The organism is Pseudoalteromonas sp. L23, from assembly GCF_021728455.1.
Taxonomy (GTDB): domain Bacteria; phylum Pseudomonadota; class Gammaproteobacteria; order Enterobacterales; family Alteromonadaceae; genus Pseudoalteromonas.
This window is the reverse complement of record NZ_JAKKCW010000003.1, coordinates 196,765-214,627: the sequence shown is the minus strand read 5'-3', so window position 1 is coordinate 214,627 and position 17,863 is coordinate 196,765. Positions and strand designations below refer to the sequence as shown.

Here is a 17,863-nt window from a genome sequence, read left to right as displayed (position 1 = left end):
AAACTTTTGCTATTTAGTTGTTCTAAATAAGAAATTTTTAACGTCGTTAGCGTCAGATTTACTCCTTCAAATTGAGCAAGTATTAAGATAAATTGGTATTAGTTCATATTAGCCACAACTCCAATCAAACTCGCGGTTTACCAAATCAAGCATACCTATCCCTCCGCCAAAGTTATGCCCACCTAAGATCTCTTCGAATTCGATGTAGTAAGGTGTAAGAAAATCAGGAATCCCTTGACCGTTTAAACTCGTCCCGCCTAAATGGTTTGGCGAAACACTCTCTAACCACTCAGGGTCGCCTTCATACGGGTCAATATAACCTGTATCTTCATATTCGCTGGGCGTCTTACCCGCATTAGGATCACTAGGGTTGGCAACAAGCGCAATTGCACGGTTAAAACTCACTGCTTCTGGGGGAATTCCACCAAGCTCGCGATATATTTGGTACTCTTCAGCTGGCAAACTGAGGTACTGGGAATAGTTCATTTTCCAAAAGCAACTCGCCCCACCCTCGACTAGCCATTCAGGGACGCAAACATCATCTTCAAAATGTCGTTCAATAATAGTTGGCGGTGAACAGAGCTCGCCGTAAAACTCAGCTTCACTAAGCAGGAGCGTTGCGTAATAACAATCTAGCGTATCCGCTGCAAACTTACAGCTAGGATGAACCGTTTGCATCGCCTGCCAAAAGGGTTTGAATAGCGGTTCATCTGGCGACTGCTCAGCAAATAACGCCTCTTCTAACCCTTCAATATATTCGGGCCCGCCATCATTGTGATCAACCGCGATTGCAAAAAAGCTAACCGCAAATGCATTCTCATCAGTGCGATAGCCCTCTGGCAATCTTAGTGTAAAGCTGTGTTTTAGCGGGTAGCCGGTATGTGGGTCAAGCGGCCATTGATTGGCTTTAATTCCGGGGGGCAAACCAAATACCCAACCATCAAAGCGCGCTTTATCATCAATGGATTGTTTCAATATCTCGATATTATAAGCATTCATTACTATCTCCTTATTAAATAACGTTGCTTTCTCGTAAGTTAGGGCCTGTTTATCTTCCAAGTTTGTTTTTGCAGCAGCAAAGAACAACAGACCCTAGTATAAAAGTATTAACCCCACAATTGAAATAGGTACTTAGACTTTTACAGTGTTTGAGACACTTAAAACTATCGTTTATATTCATTACCTGTATGTGAAAAATCAGTAGGATTAGACAAGGATAATAGTTATGAATTATTTTGGAACGTTTGGTTCAACGGAAGAAAAGGCGCTTAACCTTCTCATGCCTGTTGTCGACAGCGCTTTGAAAGCGCATGAGAGAGGAAACTATCAAGCATATTTATCTGTAATAACCGCCGACTTAGCCAAAAAGGTTTCTGAGGAGGGATTTTTAAGGGCATACCATGAAATCGCGCCGCAGCTTGGCCGCTTAAAATCCAAAACCTTGTTAGCGTCTCTTCGAAGAGGTCAGGATCCAATGCTGATATTTGCAGCGAAATACGAGAACACACAAGACGATATCGTAATTAATATCACATTTAAAAACGCGACTACCCCGCCTTTAATTGCATGGATGTGGATTGAATAGTCCTTTGGTTCAAAGGCTTAGATTAAAACTTATAGGAGGACCGTTTCCGGTTTGCTTCACACTTGTGTAATAACATGTATAACCCTTAACAGCCGGTTATTAGGACGAGTAAGTGAAAACAGTGACAGGAAATGGTAATCCCTCAACAAAATTAGACTGTATCAGTCACCTAAAGCAATAATTTTGGCAGTAGACACCGCGGATATTTTCACTCCAAAACTGGAGATACTTGGCAATGTGGCATTATGATGTATTCTTATTTGTTCACCTGACATGTGCTTTTTGCAATGTGTGGTATGGGCATCCGCCACTATTGTAACTGCATAACCCAAACCCGCGGCTCGCCGACTCGTTGTATCAACACAAAACTCTGTAGCATAACCACAAACATAAATATGTTGAGCTCCATGTTCTTCAAGTATGTTAGACAGGTTTGTGTTTAAAAATGAGTCTGGGGTGGTTTTACGCACGAACTGATCATTGGCGTCAACTTGAAGTACTGATTGTAATTGCCAACCTTCACTACCATACTCAATCGCAGTACCGTTTTGCTCATGTTGAATATAGATAACTGGCATGCCTTGCTTTCGAGCCCAATCTGTCACTAAGTTAATTTGGCTTAACACCTCTTCACTTGCATACGGTTTGGGCTCTGGGTCGAATAAAAGACTCTGTACATCAATTACCAATACTGCAGATTTCATAGCATACTCTTTTTGGGCATAATCTTGCTTATAAATTCAAAAGCCGCCAACATCTTGAACAGCATTCATTCTTTCAAGGGTTGTAGTGCCCAAGCAATATAAATCACAAGCGTTATATTGTCATTTTAATATTTATACATTGGTCTTACTGCCACATTGGCTATGTTTCAATACAGCTAAACAAGTTATGATAAATGTGTATGCAAAGACCTTGTGGATAGCACACTTATGGACAAGATTGATCACCAGATATTAACTCCTTTAGCGACATTACTATGCTTGGTCATAAGCGGGTGTGACGACCTTGGCCAACAAATAGGCGCGCTTACTGGCGAGCAAGACAAACAAGTGCAAGCACTTATTGAGCGCACTAAAGCCCAAATGGTGTTTGTTGAAGGCGGCAGCTTTATGATGGGTGATGGTGGAGGTCCTAATAACTTGCCTTGGACCATAGCCCGCGATAATAAACCCGCTCATAAGGTGACCCTTACCAGCTATTCAATGGGCGCTTATGAGGTAAGCTATGGCGATTTTGATTTATATACCGCGGTAAACGACCTACCAAGAACCATGTGGACAAAATGGGATAAAGACGAAATTTGGCGCGCACCTGAATTCCCTGCGGGGGTGAGTTGGTATGGCGCAAAAAACTATTGTTTCTGGCTCGCTGAGTTAACCCAGCTCCCCTTTGATTTACCCACTGAGGCACAGTGGGAATTTGCAGCACGAAACCGTGGCGAAAATATTTTGTTTGCAACAGATAACGGGTGGATAGAAGAAGGTCGTAATTATGAACTAAACACTGATTATGCGGAACCTTCTGGCACATATCCCCCTAATCCCTTGGGGTTTTATGATTTAAGTGGCAATATGATTGAATGGGTTAATGACTGGTGGGCTGAGGATTACTATCAACACTCCCCAGAATTGGATCCCAAAGGGCCTAGCTCGGGAACTAAAAAAGTAAGGCGTGGCGGGATGTTCTTGGAATCTCCTCGCGGTAGTAATGTATATATCCGCCAAGAATCTGAAAAATTGGAAAAAGCGTATAGAGTTACTGGTTTTCGTTGTGCTCTAAATCAAGCGAAGCCACTTTCTGTTCAATCAGTTAACTAGTGCATTGTCATCACATTTATCACCGTAAAAATCAGCGTTTATTCAAACTGCTTACTTTATGCTGTGGCAATTTTGATTTCGCCTGTACGCTTGGTATGCTTGAGCTGCACTAAGGATAAATAAGTAACATACGGAAAGTCACCATATGGAAAATAAACGGATACATTCACTCTCCCACTTTGCCAACATTAACCGCCGCAATATTATCACCAATAAATACACAACCGTTCCCAGCCTCGCAGTACTGTGTGTGGTAATGACCGGGTGTGACGGCCTTGGCCGACAAATAGACGCGCTTACTGGCGAGCAAGACAAACAAGTGCAAGTACTGATTGAGCGCACTAAAGCCCAAATGGTGTTTGTTGAAGGCGGCAGCTTTATGATGGGCGATGGCGGTGGTCCAAATAACTTGCCTTGGACCATAGCCCGCGACAATAAACCCGCTCATAAGGTGACTCTTACCAGCTATTCGATGGGCGCTTATGAGGTAAGCTATGGCGATTTTGATTTATATACCGCAGTAAATGGCCTGCCAAAAACCGTGTGGGAAGAATGGGATAGAGATGAGATTTGGCGCGCCCCTGAATTCCCTGCTGGAGTAAGTTGGTATGGCGCAAAAAACTATTGTTTATGGCTCGCTGAGTTAACCCAGCTACCCTTTGATTTACCCACAGAGGCGCAATGGGAATTTGCAGCACGAAACCGTGGCGAGAATATTCTTTTTGCCACAGATAACGGGCGGATAGAAGAAGGTCGGAATTATGAACTAAATACTGATTATGCGGAACCTTCTGGCACATACCCCGCTAACCCATTGGAATTTTATGACTTAAGTGGCAATATGATTGAATGGGTTAATGACTGGTGGGCTGAGGATTACTATCAACACTCCCCAGAGCAGGATCCCAAAGGACCAAAAGAAGGCACAAAAAAGGTTATGCGAGGCGGAACTTTCATGGAGTCGCCACGTGGCAGCAATGTTTATACTCGGCAAGAGTCTAATGAACTGAACACTAGCTATAGGGACATCGGGTTTAGATGCGTACTAAATCAATCTACACCGCTAGATATGCAACCAAAGTAGCTAACTTTGGTTGCTATTACTCTGTTATGCAAGTGCTACAAATGGGCTAATATTAAGCATCGCGACGGCAACCGAACCGGAGCGTGCTCGACTTGGTAGTTTGCGTCGCCATGCATCAAATTCATGCTGCTGAGCGCCTTCTAAAATACTATTAAGCTGAGATAATCCCTCTTCTCGGCTGCATTTTTCACCGCCCTCTCCCATATGCTGCAATACTTCGTCTAATTCCTCTGTGCAAAGAATATGCTTGAGTATGATAATAATCGCATTTTCACGTCGCTCATTTAAGCCGGACCAGCTGTAGGCATCAGAGTCAATTAAATTCGCTAAATTTGGATTAGCAAGTAAATTTAGCATTGCTCCCTTAGCTTCAGGCACCGTAAATTTTAACATTTCGGGCTTTTGTAGAATATTATCCATCATATCTTTCGCGCGCTCATGGATTAAAACAGTTCCTCGCCACCATGTATCGACTTGACGAACACTAGAACCTACGAAATTTATAATCTCATCACCTGTTGCTATGTGCATAGATACTGCTTTGTATAATACTTTAAAAGCATCTTCTTGGATAAATGCTAGGTAATCATAATCATTATTTTTAAGCTGGTGATAAACAAATTGGGCAAGCGTGACTATTTCATCTACACCTATCTCACAGACCAACTCTCCGCCAGCACCTACGCCCCAGATAAGTCCCAATTTCGCACGAAGCATAAACCTTCCGTCTTCATAACCAATATAACATCCGGCATGTGCACCAGCGCCAAATGCGCCTTCTGCCTTTCCACCTAATTTAGCTAAATCACAAAAGCTAGATTTACCAGATTTTTCTGGATTATCCCACTGCAAAGCACCAGTTAACTCACAGCCTGCGGATACCCCAGCAAATGCGCTGAGCTCGCCTTTTACAGGTTCAAACTTGCGATCGGCGCGGCTAAGTGCTTTTACTTGTTCAGGGGTTAATCCCTCAAGCATCATTTTACCTTGCTTTACTGTACAGCCTACATTTGCCGCCGCTTGTAATTTCGCTCCTGCATAGCCAAAAAGGGCAATGGTCGCATTTAATCGGATCGCGCCTAAGTTTATCTCACGCTCTTTGGTCGTATTTTTAAGCGGCATCATAAACTTAAATTCATACCCATTTTTATTAGGGTAGTAACCACTCATTGCAGCTTTTGCTTCACCGACTGCAAAATCGACTTTGGCATCAGCTTGAAATGAAAAGACACCATCCTTTGGGCTAAAGTTTGCAGCAATGCCTGCACCATGGGTATAGCGCATTAATCGCGCCTCTGCACTGGCGTCAAAATAGTCGCTTTTTTCAAACCTTTTTATCTTTAGATCTTTATTAAGCTCCCTAGCCCATTCGCCCCATATGGTTGTATACGTGTCTACGAGCTTCTTATCATATTTAAAATTGACCTTTAGCTTGCTCAAATCATTTTTAAGCGCTTTGTTCAGTTTGTTACGGTCTAAGTTGCCATTCGCATCGCTAAAACGACGACCGTTTCGAATGTCCGTATCAATTTTATAGCGTCTAAAGTGGTTGGCCATTTTATCACTACGCACATAGGTATACTTTCGGCCTTTAAAGCCAATGACTTCGGTAATTTTATTAGCGGTAGGGCCTGAAACAAGTGGTTTTAGGGTCTCGTTTAACGCCTTTTTTGCGTCAATTACTTTATCATCTTGTTTCGAGAGGTCTTGTTGTCCAGCCAGCGCTTGCTTTAATTGCTCCATGGGAGGGTTAAGTACTTCCATTTCTTGCGCTAAAATATCGGCAAGTGACTGGGTGACCGCTATAAAGCTGTTATCTTCTGGAATGTATATAAAATCAATAATTTCCAGTTGGTCCTCGGATTCTTCAACTGAAAAACTCACGGAGTGCGTTGCACCTTCGGCTTCAGCGGTTAATGTGTATTCACCCGCCACAAGCGGTAGCGCCAACTCCCAATCATAACCTCTGTCTGGTAGATATTTGCCATTCACTTGCTCCAATATGGCTGACTTTGAACCCGACGTTGGCCCTTTCCAGATTAAGTTAACGCTGTTGCTGTTATAAAATTGTCCTTTAACTAGTACGTCAAAGCCGGTATTCACCCTGACTTTATCACCTGCTTTGGGAGGATTTTTTATAGTAAACTGAGGATGGTTGAAGCCATATATACGGCTTTCATTTGGTGTGCCAGTATACTGTTCGACAACACTCGCGGCAGTTTCTCCCGGCCCTAATACATGATTTGCAAAACGTCTTTTAGTGGCTTGGTTTTGCTCTAGTTTTACGATTTGCTTTGGATTAGGTTGACCAATAATGACAGATGGCGCAATAGTATCTATGGGTTGTGCTGTACTTTCTAGCTTAGTGGGTGTTTTTCTATTAGCAGTGTTATTGTTACCTTGACTACTCCCATTATGGTTAATTGAACCGACATCTCCACCTGAGAAAGCTTTACTGCCACCAGAACCGAACTGACTTCCCTCTTTAGCCTCAAACGCTGACTTTTTAATAAACGCAAAGATCTCCTTTATATTGCCTTGAGAAACCGTTTTGAGACGTTGTACTTGGTTATTTGAAATAACAAGTAGTTGTCTATCGTCATGGTGATGAAGTCCACCATGCCAGTAACGAGCTTCTTTTGGGTCAATACGAATATAGTCAGTGTGATGGGGGTTAAGTGCTTTAAGAATGATGTTGGGCACTTTAACCATCGGCAATCTGGTTGGTTGTGCCGAATTTTTTACATCTGAATCTGACTGAAAAAGTGAATCATCGAATGTACCTTGCTGTGCGTCTTGCATGAGCGCAGGCCTGTTTTCAAAAGGCTTCATGCCAATCCTTCCTTGTTTATTCCGGTTGTTCCTCATCAATGCAATTTGCTACTCATCAATGAGCGCGAGATATTATTCGGGGTAGATTTTATACTGATGGAGTTAGTTATTCAATCAAGGAAGAATTTTGCTATTTACCTGTTCTAAATGATGAGAAATTTTTAACGCCGTTAGCGCCTGATTAGCTCCCTCAAATTGAGCAATTATTAAGACAAAGTAGTATGACATATCATTGTCAAAAAGACCCTGTAGAGTTTACTCTAGGTTACTCTAACACGCTCAAAAGTTAGTTGGTGCGGTAATATTTTCGCGTTGAAAAGCAACAGGGCCAACTTAACCAAAGGCGATTAAAGGAGTTAGCATGACCAGTTATGTATCAAAAATAAAAGCGCTAAATCGCGGGCTAAGTGTTAAGCCTCCCATGACACATCCCGCTATTGATTCAAAAAAACACTACAAAAGCGAGTTAAAATACTGGCAAACCCAACTATTACATGTGCAACAAGCCTATTTTCACCAAGGGAAGCGCGCTATTTTAGTGTTTGAAGGCTGGGATGCGGCTGGTAAAGGAGGCGCGATTCGCCGCATGACAGAAAAGCTCGATCCGCGCGGCGTTAAGGTCTACCCAATCGCAAAACCAACGCCTGAGGAACAAGGCCGGCATTACCTGTATCGGTTTCAAACAAAGTTACCTCCTCGGGGTACTATGACTATTTTTGACCGTTCATATTACGGCCGAGTGTTGGTAGAACGGATTGAAGCGTTTGCTAGTGAGCACGAGTGGCGTCGTGCCTATCAAGAAATCAACGAATTTGAGCGTCTGCTAACAGATGATAACGTCCGCATTGTTAAGCTATTTTTACACATTAGCGAAGATGAACAGCTCAAGCGCTTTACAGAGCGTTTAAATAATCCGTATAAGCGCTGGAAACTAACGGAAGAAGATATTCGCAACCGCCAAAAGCGACAAGATTATGAGCAAGCAATTGATGATATGTTTGCTAAAACCGATACAAATTTAGCGGATTGGCATTTGATCCTCGCGGAACATAAATGGTATGCCCGCGTACAAGTGATGAAAACCATTGTCGAAGCGTTAAGCAAGGGGGTTGATATTAGTCCCCCACCTATCGATAAAGCCGTTGTAAAACTGGCAAAATCTCAATTGGGTATTGTTCAAAGGGAGGACTAATCCATGAATCGTCACGACTATCTTGCATCTTACTTTAATGAGCGTGAAGGCATTCACGTAAGCAATGAGTGCAGTAAATTCGACAAAATGAGACTCAGTCCATTTCGGTTCTTCCGTGGTAGTGCCGCGCTTATGTATAAGGACTTACTGGAGCAACAACTGCAGTTACCTGAAGCGGCCACCAGCCTGCCACTCACCTACGTAATGGGCGATTGTCATACGGGCAATTTTGGCTTTCATAGTGAAGAAGGCAGCCACGGCGACACCTTAATTTTTGAACCTAATGACTTCGATGATGCCTGCGTCGGACACGCTGTATGGGACCTGTTTCGCTTTTTAGTGAGTTTACCGCTTACCCAACTAGAAGGTGGGCGTATTCAAGAGCAAGCACAGGATATTAAAGACCGAAGTAAACCTTTGGTCAGTAAAGAGCTGGTTGCCCAAGCACAATTGGACTTTTTACACAGCTACCTAAAAGCCTGTCAGTTGTCGCTGGAGCATAAGGTCGATAGCAACACAGGCTTAACCGAGTTTGATAATAATCATATACTGCATAAACGATGGCAAAAAGGGTTGCAAAGAATGGCGGGTGGCGCCGCATTTACGATAAAAAGCACGCTCGCAAAGGAAATCGACCTCAGCATTAAACCGCTACGTTTTCGCGAAGACAAACTGAAGTTTAAGCAACTTGATCCCGATTTAAAAGAAAATCTTATTCATCACTTCGCGCCCTATGTTGATGACGAAATTTTAGATTGTGTTGAGCGTATCGACCAAGGCACAGGCTCATTGCATCTTAGCAGATATTATTTGTTGGTTGGCCCAAACGTACAAAAGCCCACTAAAGATATTTTGCCGCTATGTCACATTGTGGAGGTAAAACAACAGCAACTCGCTTCGCCTCTTGCTTACTTTGCAAATTTAAGCCCAGAAAATCGCTTAGATCCCGCACACTTAACCGTCAACAGTCAAAGAAAAATGCAGCGCCGTACCGATCTCATTTTAGATAATGCACTGTGGCAAGGCAGCCATTGGCTGGTGCGTTCGCGCCATCATGCTCGCGTTGGTATAGACCCAGAAGACATCACCATTGGTAAGCGTGCAGCGACTAAGTCGGGCTTTAGCCAATATGCAGAAGCATGCGGTGAAGCCCTTGCCCTTTCACATATGCGAGCAGATAGACGATCCTTACAATTTCAAGAGGATGCCGTAGCCATTTTGCCTAGTCTCATCGATGAATTGGTCAAATCGGCCAGTCATTACGGCGAGCAAGTCGTAGCCGATTGGCGTTGGTTTTGCGAGCAATCCCAGAGCTAAGCGGTTGCGCACTCAACTTGCTTTTGCTTTGGAATGTCTACAATCAGACCATCCTCTGCGATGATGAGTGCATTGCTAAAGTGCAACTTGGCCTCTTCAATAAGAGGCTGCAGCATGCCCTCGCCATGATAGCGCACGCTAAAATGAGTGAGCGCGAGCATGGGCACTTGATGTAATTGTGCAAATTGAGCGATGCGCTTAGCATCGCTATGCCCTGTATGAAAGCCCACTTTATGAAGATCTGCAGCGGTAAAGGTAGCTTCATGAACAAGCAAATCGACCCCTTTTATCATCTGCGATAGCAAGCCGGGCTTTTCGTTATCACCACAAATTATTGCAACTCGAGGTTGCCAACTATAAAAACTGTAGTCATCCGAGGTTAAAAGTCGGCCTTGGTATTCCACATCTTGGCCCTTTTGCAACAAGTTGTAGTGTCCACCAGACGCAATGCCATCTTGCTGAAGTTTATCTATTTTTAACTTGCGAGGAATACATTTTTCCGTGAGCTTATAGCCAACACTGGGCACTCTGTGTTGTAGCGCTATGGTTTCGATATCGCAACATTCAAGCTGTAGCTTATCGTTTATTTCTTCAAGGGCGATGGTGATTAAGTCAAAACTTAGCCTCACCTCTGTCAGTGTAAAACAGCTTTGCACAAACTGAATAACGGCCCTCGGCGCAATTAATTTTAGCGGCGCTTTGCGAGAGTTTAACGCCATGGATGAAATGAGTCCGGGTAATCCATAGCAATGATCCCCATGAAGGTGGGTAATACAAATCGCTTCGAGATGATATAGGGTTAACTCACTGTGCAGCAGCGCATGCTGGATCGCTTCAGCGCAGTCAATTAGTACCCAGGCTTTGGTATTTTCAAAGCTTACTGCCGCTGCCGACATATTACGTTGCTTAGATGGGCTACCTGAAGAAGTGCCAAGAAAATGTACTTTCACGCCAAAACCGTTTACTTTTTAAGTGGGTATACCATTGTAACGAATAAATAACGTAATAGCGAAGCACGCGAGCTTCCCTTGCAACGTAATCTCTAAGGAGAAGATGATGAATTTGATACCTTCGGACAGCATGATCTTGGTGATCGATATTCAAGAAAAATTTCGTCCTCATATTGAGGTATTTGGCGATATCGAGCGCCAAGTAACCACCCTGCTACAAGCTGCAGAACATTTGTCTGTTCCTGCACTGATTTTTGAGCAATATCCCAAAGGGCTTGGCCATACAGCACCGAGTTTACTTGAATTTAATCTCCCGGTTATCGAAAAAACCGCGTTTAGTGCCTACCACGTTGAATCTTGCAAGCAAGCTATTCAAGAATATAAACGCGACACCATCGTCGTGGTTGGCCTCGAAAGTCATATCTGTGTACAACAAACCGTCAATGACCTACTTGCGGACAATTTCAACGTTGTGATAGTTGCCGATGGTATTTGCTCACGTAATCCAAAACACACAGATTGGGCGCTAATGCAGATGCAGGCAGATGGCGCACGCTTTTTGGCTTTAGAGTCTATTTTATTTCAGTGGCTAAAATCGGCCAAGAATGAGCAATTTAAGGCAATTTCAGCGTTAGTTAAGTGATCGGCTATCACAGTGAAAGCGTATTCCAAGTATCGAGGTGAACAATGAAAAATGAATTAGATAGCAAGTTCTTATTAACGGTGTTCGAGCATATTCAAAAGCACGGTGAAGTAACCGAAGAAGGTAAACGCTATGAGGGCATAGTGGCCTATTCAGATCCAGATGGTTACACCATATACCTGCAAGGCAGTGGCGTGTTACTGCGCTCTGGGTTTCATAATACTTATCACTTGGATTATGAACAAGATAAGCACAAAGACGATTTTATTAAGAAGCTAGATTACATTTTTAAAGAGGCGAATGAGTAGCTTATATCCAAATACCAACCGAGGACGTCGCGTTAGACGTCCCCACCCTGAAAGCAAACAAACCCGCGCATATGTAAATAAGGTAGTCGAAGCGCTCAGGGAAAATCCAAATAAACTCGATAGAATCAAACAGAACTGCGATGAATTTCGCCAGCAACGCTTTTTAAAACGTGGCTTTTTGCTCGCCATTGAGCGCTTTGATTGGGTGTTTGCGGTGGACGATGATGTAGAGCGAATTTGCCAGCAGATCCTCGCCGACGACTACATCGGCAAACGCCTACGCCGCTACCCTTTATTGTTTAAGGGTGTGTTAGATGATTAACCTCGTTTGGCTCAAACGTGACTTAAGAGTGTCCGACCATAGACCACTTTACGAAGCGTGTAATAATGGCAGACCAACCCTGATATTGTATGTTATCGAACCTGAATACTGGCAGCTCCCCGATACCAGCGAAAGACAATTTCAATTTGTAAAAGAGTCGCTGCTAAGCCTTGCAGAGCAGCTACAGCTTTTAGGTGGCACGCTGACAATTCGCCAGGGCGATATCATTGAAATACTTGAAAAGATCCATCAACACATCGCGATCGCAACCCTTTATTGCCATCAAGAAACGGGGAATACATGGACATTTGAGCGCGATTTGCGTGTTATTGCCTGGTGCAAAGAACGACACGTATCGTATGAAGAATATCGCCAACAAGCCGTATTTAGGGGAAAAATTAATCGTGATAAGTGGCAACAGCAAGCCGAAGACTGGCTGCAAAGCGACTGCCTACCAACGCCTTCAAAAATCAATCCACTGCTGCAACAGCATAGTGGTATTGCACTTTTAAATGACTACCCTGGGAATGACAGCAACTCAGCCCCAAAGCCACAATTAGGTGGACTCAAAGCCGCGCAGCAAACCTTGAATAGCTTTTTTAATCATAGGATAGACAACTATTTATTTGGTATCTCAAGCCCGGTAAAAGCCGTAACCAGTAGCTCCAGACTCAGTCCGTATTTGGCCTATGGCGTGCTAAGCCTCAGGGATGTGTTACAACAAACTCTTGAATTAAATGTTGACTCAAAACGCAATAAGAGCGGTTTTTTATCACGGCTTTACTGGCATAGCCACTTTGTGCAAAAGCTCGAATCAGAACCGCTTTATGCTGAGCGCGCTGTGCATGCATCCTTAATTGATATGCGTGCGAGTGAATTTAATACGCAACGTTATGAACTTTGGGCTCACGGCAACACGGGCGTCCCCTTTATTGATGCCTGTATGCGAATGCTGATCGCCACAGGCTGGATAAACTTTCGCATGCGCGCAATGTTGATGGCGTTTTCAAGCTATCATCTATGGCTTGATTGGAAACAACCAGCAGCAAGACTTGCCACTCTATTTATAGATTATGAACCTGGGATCCACTATCCTCAGGTACAAATGCAGTCAGGCACTACTGGGATAAATCCGTTTCGCATCTATAACCCCATAACGCAGGGGCTAAAATATGATCCAGAAGGCCAATTTATTCGCCGCTACATTCCTGAGCTTAATCACATTCCAACGCATTACTTACATACACCTTGGTTTTATACCGGCTTAAAAGAAGACCAATATCAACGCCCAGCCATATTACCCGATGACGCAGCAAAAATTGCCCGTGAAAAAATCTCCGCATTTTATAAGCAACATCTAGATAAAGATGAAACAGGCAGAGTGCTTCACACTCACGTTTCAAGGCGTCGCTCAAGTCGTGAACGCAAAAAACAAGCAAGTCCTGATAAAGATCAGCTTAAGCTATTCTAACTGATCCGTTTTTGCACAATGTTCCGCCTTTCAACCCAGAAAGAGGACAAATAGCCGCTTAAGCATGACCTCATGTAAAAAAAATGCTAAGGTTGCGCCATTTTTTTGGAACTGAGAATTTAGCTATGTCAAATGCTGTAGAGACGCAAGCTGATAGTCAGGACCAACAGGGGCAAAAAGGGGGATTATTCAATCGCTTCTTGGCAACTGTTGAGTTCTTAGGGAATATGCTTCCCCACCCTATTACTTTGTTTGCAATGTTTTGTATCGCCATCGTGTTATTTAGTGGTATTGCCGATTGGATGGGGCTATCTGCCATCGATCCTCGCCCAGAAGGCTCCGCAGGTCGCGACCCCGACGGTGTCATTGAAGTCGTAAGCTTAATGAGTGCAGAGGGTTTGCAACGCATTGTGACTGGTCTTGTGACTAACTTTACTGGCTTTGCACCACTTGGCACCGTACTTGTTGCATTACTAGGGGTTAGTGTTGCAGAACACTCAGGCATGCTATCAGCTGCAATGCGCGGCATGGTGATGGGCGCTTCAAAACGCCTTGTTACGTTCATGGTTGTATTTGCTGCTATCTTGTCTAACACCGCATCAGAACTTGGCTACGTTGTACTTATTCCGCTTGCCGCAATGATTTTCCATAGCCTTGGTAGACATCCGCTTGCCGGTTTAGCCGCTGCATTTGCTGGCGTATCTGGTGGCTACAGCGCAAACCTATTGCTTGGCACAATCGATCCGCTATTAGCTGGTATTACCACTCCCGCAGCACAGATGATAGACCCAACTTACCAAGTAGGACCTGAAGCGAACTGGTACTTCATGATGATTTCAGTATTCCTAATTGCCATCGTGGGAACCTTAGTCACTGAGAAAATCGTAGAGCCACGTTTAGGGAAATACGACCCTAAAGAAGCCAGCGTTGATTTAAGTGAAAACAATATCGAGAAGCTTTCTGCAAAAGAAAAGTCTGGCCTTAGATGGGCTGGTTTATCGCTACTCGTAGTGAGCATTCTGCTTGCATTAACCATAGTACCTGAAGATGGTATTTTACGTCATCCTGAAACAGGCGAAGTGGCGGGTTCACCATTTTTAAAAGGGATCGTGGTATTTATCTTCGTAACCTTTGCTATCCCGGGTTTTGTGTACGGCCGTGTGGTTGGCACCATGAAAAATGACCGCGATATTATTGATGCAATGAGTAAAAGCATGAGCTCTATGGGCATGTATATCGTGTTGGTATTCTTTGCCGCTCAGTTTGTTGCATTCTTTAAGTGGACAAACCTAGGTACAATCCTTGCAATAAATGGCGCAGCACTATTGCAGGCGCTAAACCTAACTGGCCCAGAAGTATTCGTACTGTTTATTTTCATGTGTGCACTAGTTAACCTAAGCCTTGGTTCATCATCAGCTCAATGGGCTGTCACGGCACCGATATTCGTTCCAATGCTTATGCTTATCGGCTATGCGCCGGAAACCATTCAAGCAGCGTACCGTATTGGAGATTCAGTTACTAACCTTATCACTCCCATGATGAGCTACTTTGGTTTGATATTAGCGGTTGCGACGAAATACAAAAAAGACATGGGTATAGGTACATTAGTAGCAACTATGTTGCCGTACAGCATGTTCTTCTTTATAGGTTGGGTAGCACTATTCTACGTGTGGGTATTTGGCTTTGGTCTACCAGTTGGACCTAACTCTCCTATCTACTACAATCCGTAGCTAATACTTTAAAATTATCTAAATGCCAGCATTTGCTGGCATTTTTATTTGTGAAAACCTCAACCCTCACCTAAGGTTGAATAGGAGACAGCGAAGAAGGAGCCGATTTTGGATACCAATAACATTGCAATTATTACATTGGTATTAAACTAACTTCACGTGATCACTGTTATTTTATGCCCTGTTCCTGAGTGATACACGTGACCTAACATTAGGTGAATTATGTATACACTCTTTTACTATCCACAAAGTGCGAGCCTTGCGCCTCATATTTTATTAGAACTCATTGGTGAGCCTTATCAACTTGAACTGGTGGATATCAAAAAAAACGCCAACCGTAGTGCACAATACTTAAAACTAAGCCCTGCCGGACAAGTACCAGCCCTCGTTGACGACGACTTTACCTTATTTGAAAGCGCTGCAATTTCTCAGTACCTTGCTGAAAAGCACATCGACAAGCAGCTTATCCCAACTGAGCTAAAACTAAAATTACAGTGCCTGCAATGGATGCATTTTATGAGCGCTTCTATTCACAGCGACTTATTGATGTACACCTACCCCGAGCGACACACCCAAAGTGCTTTGATGTATGACGACCTTATTCGCTCGCAGCAAGGTCGACTAGAAGAAGGATTTGGAATTATTGATACCTTACTTGCAGACAATCATTACCTGTTTGCAAATCAATTTACGCTGTGCGACAGCTATTTATTTATGCTTTGTGAGCGTGCGAAGACATTTTTAGAAAAAACGCCTTCGCTTAAGAATTTACGCCGTTATTATCGCCAAATTGCGGCAACACCAGCTATTAGCAAAGCCTTAGAAATGGCTGAGCTTTAGCCTCAACGATTAACGTTAATAAGTACAATACCGGTCAGCACAGCAATCACGCCCACGACTTTTTGCAGGTTAATAGGCGTATAAGGTACGCCAAAGAGACCAAGCTGACCGATCACCATAGCTACCACCATTTGACCACACAAGTAATAAGCCATTAGATTACCTATACCCATTTTAGGAATTAAGAAATAACATAATCCCACCCCAGTTGCACTTAGCACCCCACCTAAACACCACAAGTACCAAGGCACGGCTTTTAGCTCTGAGGTTGCTGGCAGCACGTTATCAGATACCCGAAAGGCAATAAAGGCATAGAATGCGCTAACGGTAAACGCTACTCCAGCAGCCAATATCGGACTTTTTAATAAACCGCCAAGTTGTGCATTCATGCTTGCCTGCACCGCAATTGCACCACCTGCAAAAACGGCTAATATGGCAAAAATCATCGTCACACCTCAATATGCAGCAAGTCTCTCGATTTCCTTACTTTGCTTGTATTCGCGTTCACATCCGTGCTGTCACGAATGCCAATTGGCGCAATTAATACCGTGCGTAAATTTAAGGATGACAGACCCAAGATGTCATCGTAGGCAACCTTATCGATACCGGTCATTGGGCAAACATCAATTTCCATACTGGCGGCTACCAGTAGTAATGTACCGAGGGCCAAGTGAGCCTGCTCAGAACACCAGCTATATTGAGACTCAAAGTCCATGGTGTGTAGCGCGTCTTTCATACCCAATTCCATCTGCGCATAGACAAGCTCATCAAGGTTTCGATTCGCCTTAAAGTCTTGAATGTAGCGCTCTACTTGGCTATCTAAAGGTGACATATCCGCAGCAAAAACTAATAGATGGCTATTATCAAGCACTTTTTGTTGCCCATACGAATGCGGTAGCAATGCTTTTTTCATCGATAGCTTGGATATTTGAATAATCTTATAAGGCTGTAAGCCAAATGCTGAAGCACTCAACCCCGTCAGTTCGATTAACTTATCTACTTTGTCCTGAGCAATGGTTTGCTCAGAAAATTTGCGGACGGCGTAACGCCAATTCAATAACGATTCTAGTTGCGTAGTGTGCATAAGTTGCTCTCCATTATGTGTTGAGACAACTTTAACAAGGTGAAGAGCTTGGCTCATTTACCTATGTAAACGAACCTGAATTTTTTAGCGATTTTCTTATTCGGCTTAACTGTGTAGGAGTGATCCCAAGATGGGACGCTAAATGGTATTGTGGTACACGCTCAGCTAGTTCTGGCTGCTCTTTTAAAAATGCGAGATAGCGCTCCGTGGCATCTAACTGCACCATATAAAGCTCTCGCTTATCCTTTTCTAACAACCAGTTCTTTTCAAGATACAGTATTTGAAATCGCATTAATTCCGGATTATCCATTAATAGTGCTCTAAACTGCTTGAAATTGATTAGGACTACCTGTGATGTTTCAAGCGCTTGGATCCCTTGATTGGCGGGCTCTTGGCGATGTAGAGCATGCATCACACCAGGGAACTCCCCCGCCACAAAAAAACGCTTATTGTATTCCTGCCCAGCAGCATTGGTGTTTACTAATCTAACTAACCCTTGATGTAAAAATGCAAAAGTAGTCAGATACTCTCCTTCTTTGTAAAGCCACTCATCTTTCGCAAGTAGTTTGATGCTGGTGATCGCAGCAATAGCGGACCAGGTGTCTTGAGAAAGCGGGTAATAGGCGTCTACTGCTTGTTTTAATCTTGTTAGTGCATCCATGAGTTATAGCTTTATGATATTATT

18 protein-coding genes are annotated in these 17,863 nt (G+C 43.5%); 11 read left to right on the top strand and 7 right to left on the bottom strand.

Annotation, left to right across the window (positions count from 1 at the left end; genetic code table 11):
• Nucleotides 1-108 precede the first annotated feature (108 nt).
• Nucleotides 109-999, bottom strand: a complete 891-nt coding sequence (locus L3V43_RS07560) for a hypothetical protein (RefSeq protein WP_130127402.1) — start codon at nucleotides 997-999, stop codon at nucleotides 109-111.
• A 226-nt stretch (nucleotides 1,000-1,225) separates the two neighbouring features.
• On the opposite strand from L3V43_RS07560, the gene L3V43_RS07555 reads away from it, so the two are divergent.
• Nucleotides 1,226-1,585, top strand: a complete 360-nt coding sequence (locus L3V43_RS07555) for a hypothetical protein (protein WP_237116308.1) — start codon at nucleotides 1,226-1,228, stop codon at nucleotides 1,583-1,585.
• 161 nt (nucleotides 1,586-1,746) lie between these two features.
• Here L3V43_RS07555 and L3V43_RS07550 read toward each other — a convergent pair whose 3' ends face one another.
• The gene (locus L3V43_RS07550; protein ID WP_235367352.1) at nucleotides 1,747-2,289 is read right to left on the bottom strand and encodes a cysteine hydrolase family protein; all 543 of its coding nucleotides are present in this window, start codon (nucleotides 2,287-2,289) and stop codon (nucleotides 1,747-1,749) included.
• Between the two features lie 228 nt (nucleotides 2,290-2,517).
• On the opposite strand from L3V43_RS07550, the gene L3V43_RS07545 reads away from it, so the two are divergent.
• Nucleotides 2,518-3,405 (top strand): SUMF1/EgtB/PvdO family nonheme iron enzyme, encoded by an 888-nt coding sequence (locus L3V43_RS07545; RefSeq protein ID WP_237116309.1) that lies wholly within the window; start codon nucleotides 2,518-2,520, stop codon nucleotides 3,403-3,405.
• A gap of 145 nt (nucleotides 3,406-3,550) precedes the next feature.
• Nucleotides 3,551-4,489 (top strand): SUMF1/EgtB/PvdO family nonheme iron enzyme, encoded by a 939-nt coding sequence (locus L3V43_RS07540; protein WP_237116310.1) that lies wholly within the window; start codon nucleotides 3,551-3,553, stop codon nucleotides 4,487-4,489.
• A gap of 24 nt (nucleotides 4,490-4,513) precedes the next feature.
• On the opposite strand, the gene L3V43_RS07535 is transcribed toward L3V43_RS07540, so the two are convergent.
• Nucleotides 4,514-7,321 (bottom strand): hypothetical protein, encoded by a 2,808-nt coding sequence (locus tag L3V43_RS07535; protein WP_237116311.1) that lies wholly within the window; start codon nucleotides 7,319-7,321, stop codon nucleotides 4,514-4,516.
• Nucleotides 7,322-7,682: 361 nt separating this feature from the next.
• Between L3V43_RS07535 and L3V43_RS07530 the strand changes: the two genes are divergently transcribed.
• Nucleotides 7,683-8,513: a polyphosphate kinase gene (locus tag L3V43_RS07530; protein ID WP_237116312.1), complete on the top strand. Its 831-nt coding sequence runs from the start codon at nucleotides 7,683-7,685 to the stop codon at nucleotides 8,511-8,513.
• 3 nt (nucleotides 8,514-8,516) lie between these two features.
• A complete protein-coding gene (locus L3V43_RS07525) occupies nucleotides 8,517-9,830 on the top strand; it encodes a DUF2252 family protein (RefSeq protein WP_237116313.1) in 1,314 nt (437 codons plus the stop codon).
• Here the strand turns inward: L3V43_RS07525 and L3V43_RS07520 are convergent.
• Nucleotides 9,827-10,780, bottom strand: a complete 954-nt coding sequence (locus L3V43_RS07520) for a ribonuclease Z (RefSeq protein WP_237116314.1) — start codon at nucleotides 10,778-10,780, stop codon at nucleotides 9,827-9,829. The two genes, L3V43_RS07525 and L3V43_RS07520, sit on opposite strands and share 4 nt — an antisense overlap.
• 103 nt (nucleotides 10,781-10,883) lie before the next feature.
• On the opposite strand from L3V43_RS07520, the gene L3V43_RS07515 reads away from it, so the two are divergent.
• The 6 genes from L3V43_RS07515 (at nucleotide 10,884) to L3V43_RS07490 (ending at nucleotide 16,094) form a co-directional block, all read left to right on the top strand.
• Nucleotides 10,884-11,423: an isochorismatase family protein gene (locus L3V43_RS07515; RefSeq protein WP_223193527.1), complete on the top strand. Its 540-nt coding sequence runs from the start codon at nucleotides 10,884-10,886 to the stop codon at nucleotides 11,421-11,423.
• A gap of 44 nt (nucleotides 11,424-11,467) precedes the next feature.
• Nucleotides 11,468-11,731, top strand: a complete 264-nt coding sequence (locus L3V43_RS07510) for a DUF3081 family protein (RefSeq protein WP_010373027.1) — start codon at nucleotides 11,468-11,470, stop codon at nucleotides 11,729-11,731.
• Nucleotides 11,724-12,053 carry a hypothetical protein gene (locus tag L3V43_RS07505; RefSeq protein ID WP_010605380.1) on the top strand — a complete coding sequence of 110 codons (330 nt, stop codon included), beginning with the start codon at nucleotides 11,724-11,726 and terminating at the stop codon, nucleotides 12,051-12,053. Before L3V43_RS07510 ends, L3V43_RS07505 begins: the two co-directional genes overlap by 8 nt.
• The gene (locus L3V43_RS07500) at nucleotides 12,046-13,524 is read left to right on the top strand and encodes a deoxyribodipyrimidine photo-lyase (RefSeq protein WP_237116315.1); all 1,479 of its coding nucleotides are present in this window, start codon (nucleotides 12,046-12,048) and stop codon (nucleotides 13,522-13,524) included. The genes L3V43_RS07505 and L3V43_RS07500 overlap by 8 nt, the downstream gene beginning before the upstream one ends.
• Before the next feature lie 125 nt (nucleotides 13,525-13,649).
• Nucleotides 13,650-15,254 carry an AbgT family transporter gene (locus L3V43_RS07495; RefSeq protein ID WP_237116316.1) on the top strand — a complete coding sequence of 535 codons (1,605 nt, stop codon included), beginning with the start codon at nucleotides 13,650-13,652 and terminating at the stop codon, nucleotides 15,252-15,254.
• Between the two features lie 222 nt (nucleotides 15,255-15,476).
• Entirely contained in the window at nucleotides 15,477-16,094 is a 618-nt protein-coding gene (locus tag L3V43_RS07490) for a glutathione S-transferase family protein (RefSeq protein WP_237116317.1), read from the top strand.
• A 2-nt stretch (nucleotides 16,095-16,096) separates the two neighbouring features.
• Here L3V43_RS07490 and L3V43_RS07485 read toward each other — a convergent pair whose 3' ends face one another.
• The 3 genes from L3V43_RS07485 to L3V43_RS07475 form a co-directional block, all read right to left on the bottom strand.
• Nucleotides 16,097-16,540 (bottom strand): DMT family transporter, encoded by a 444-nt coding sequence (locus L3V43_RS07485; protein ID WP_010605376.1) that lies wholly within the window; start codon nucleotides 16,538-16,540, stop codon nucleotides 16,097-16,099.
• Between the two features lie 2 nt (nucleotides 16,541-16,542).
• Nucleotides 16,543-17,178, bottom strand: coding sequence for a nitroreductase family protein (locus L3V43_RS07480; RefSeq protein WP_102058611.1), 636 nt, complete (start codon nucleotides 17,176-17,178; stop codon nucleotides 16,543-16,545).
• Nucleotides 17,179-17,239: 61 nt separating this feature from the next.
• Nucleotides 17,240-17,839: a Crp/Fnr family transcriptional regulator gene (locus L3V43_RS07475; protein WP_102058024.1), complete on the bottom strand. Its 600-nt coding sequence runs from the start codon at nucleotides 17,837-17,839 to the stop codon at nucleotides 17,240-17,242.
• Between the last annotated feature and the right edge of the window lie 24 nt (nucleotides 17,840-17,863).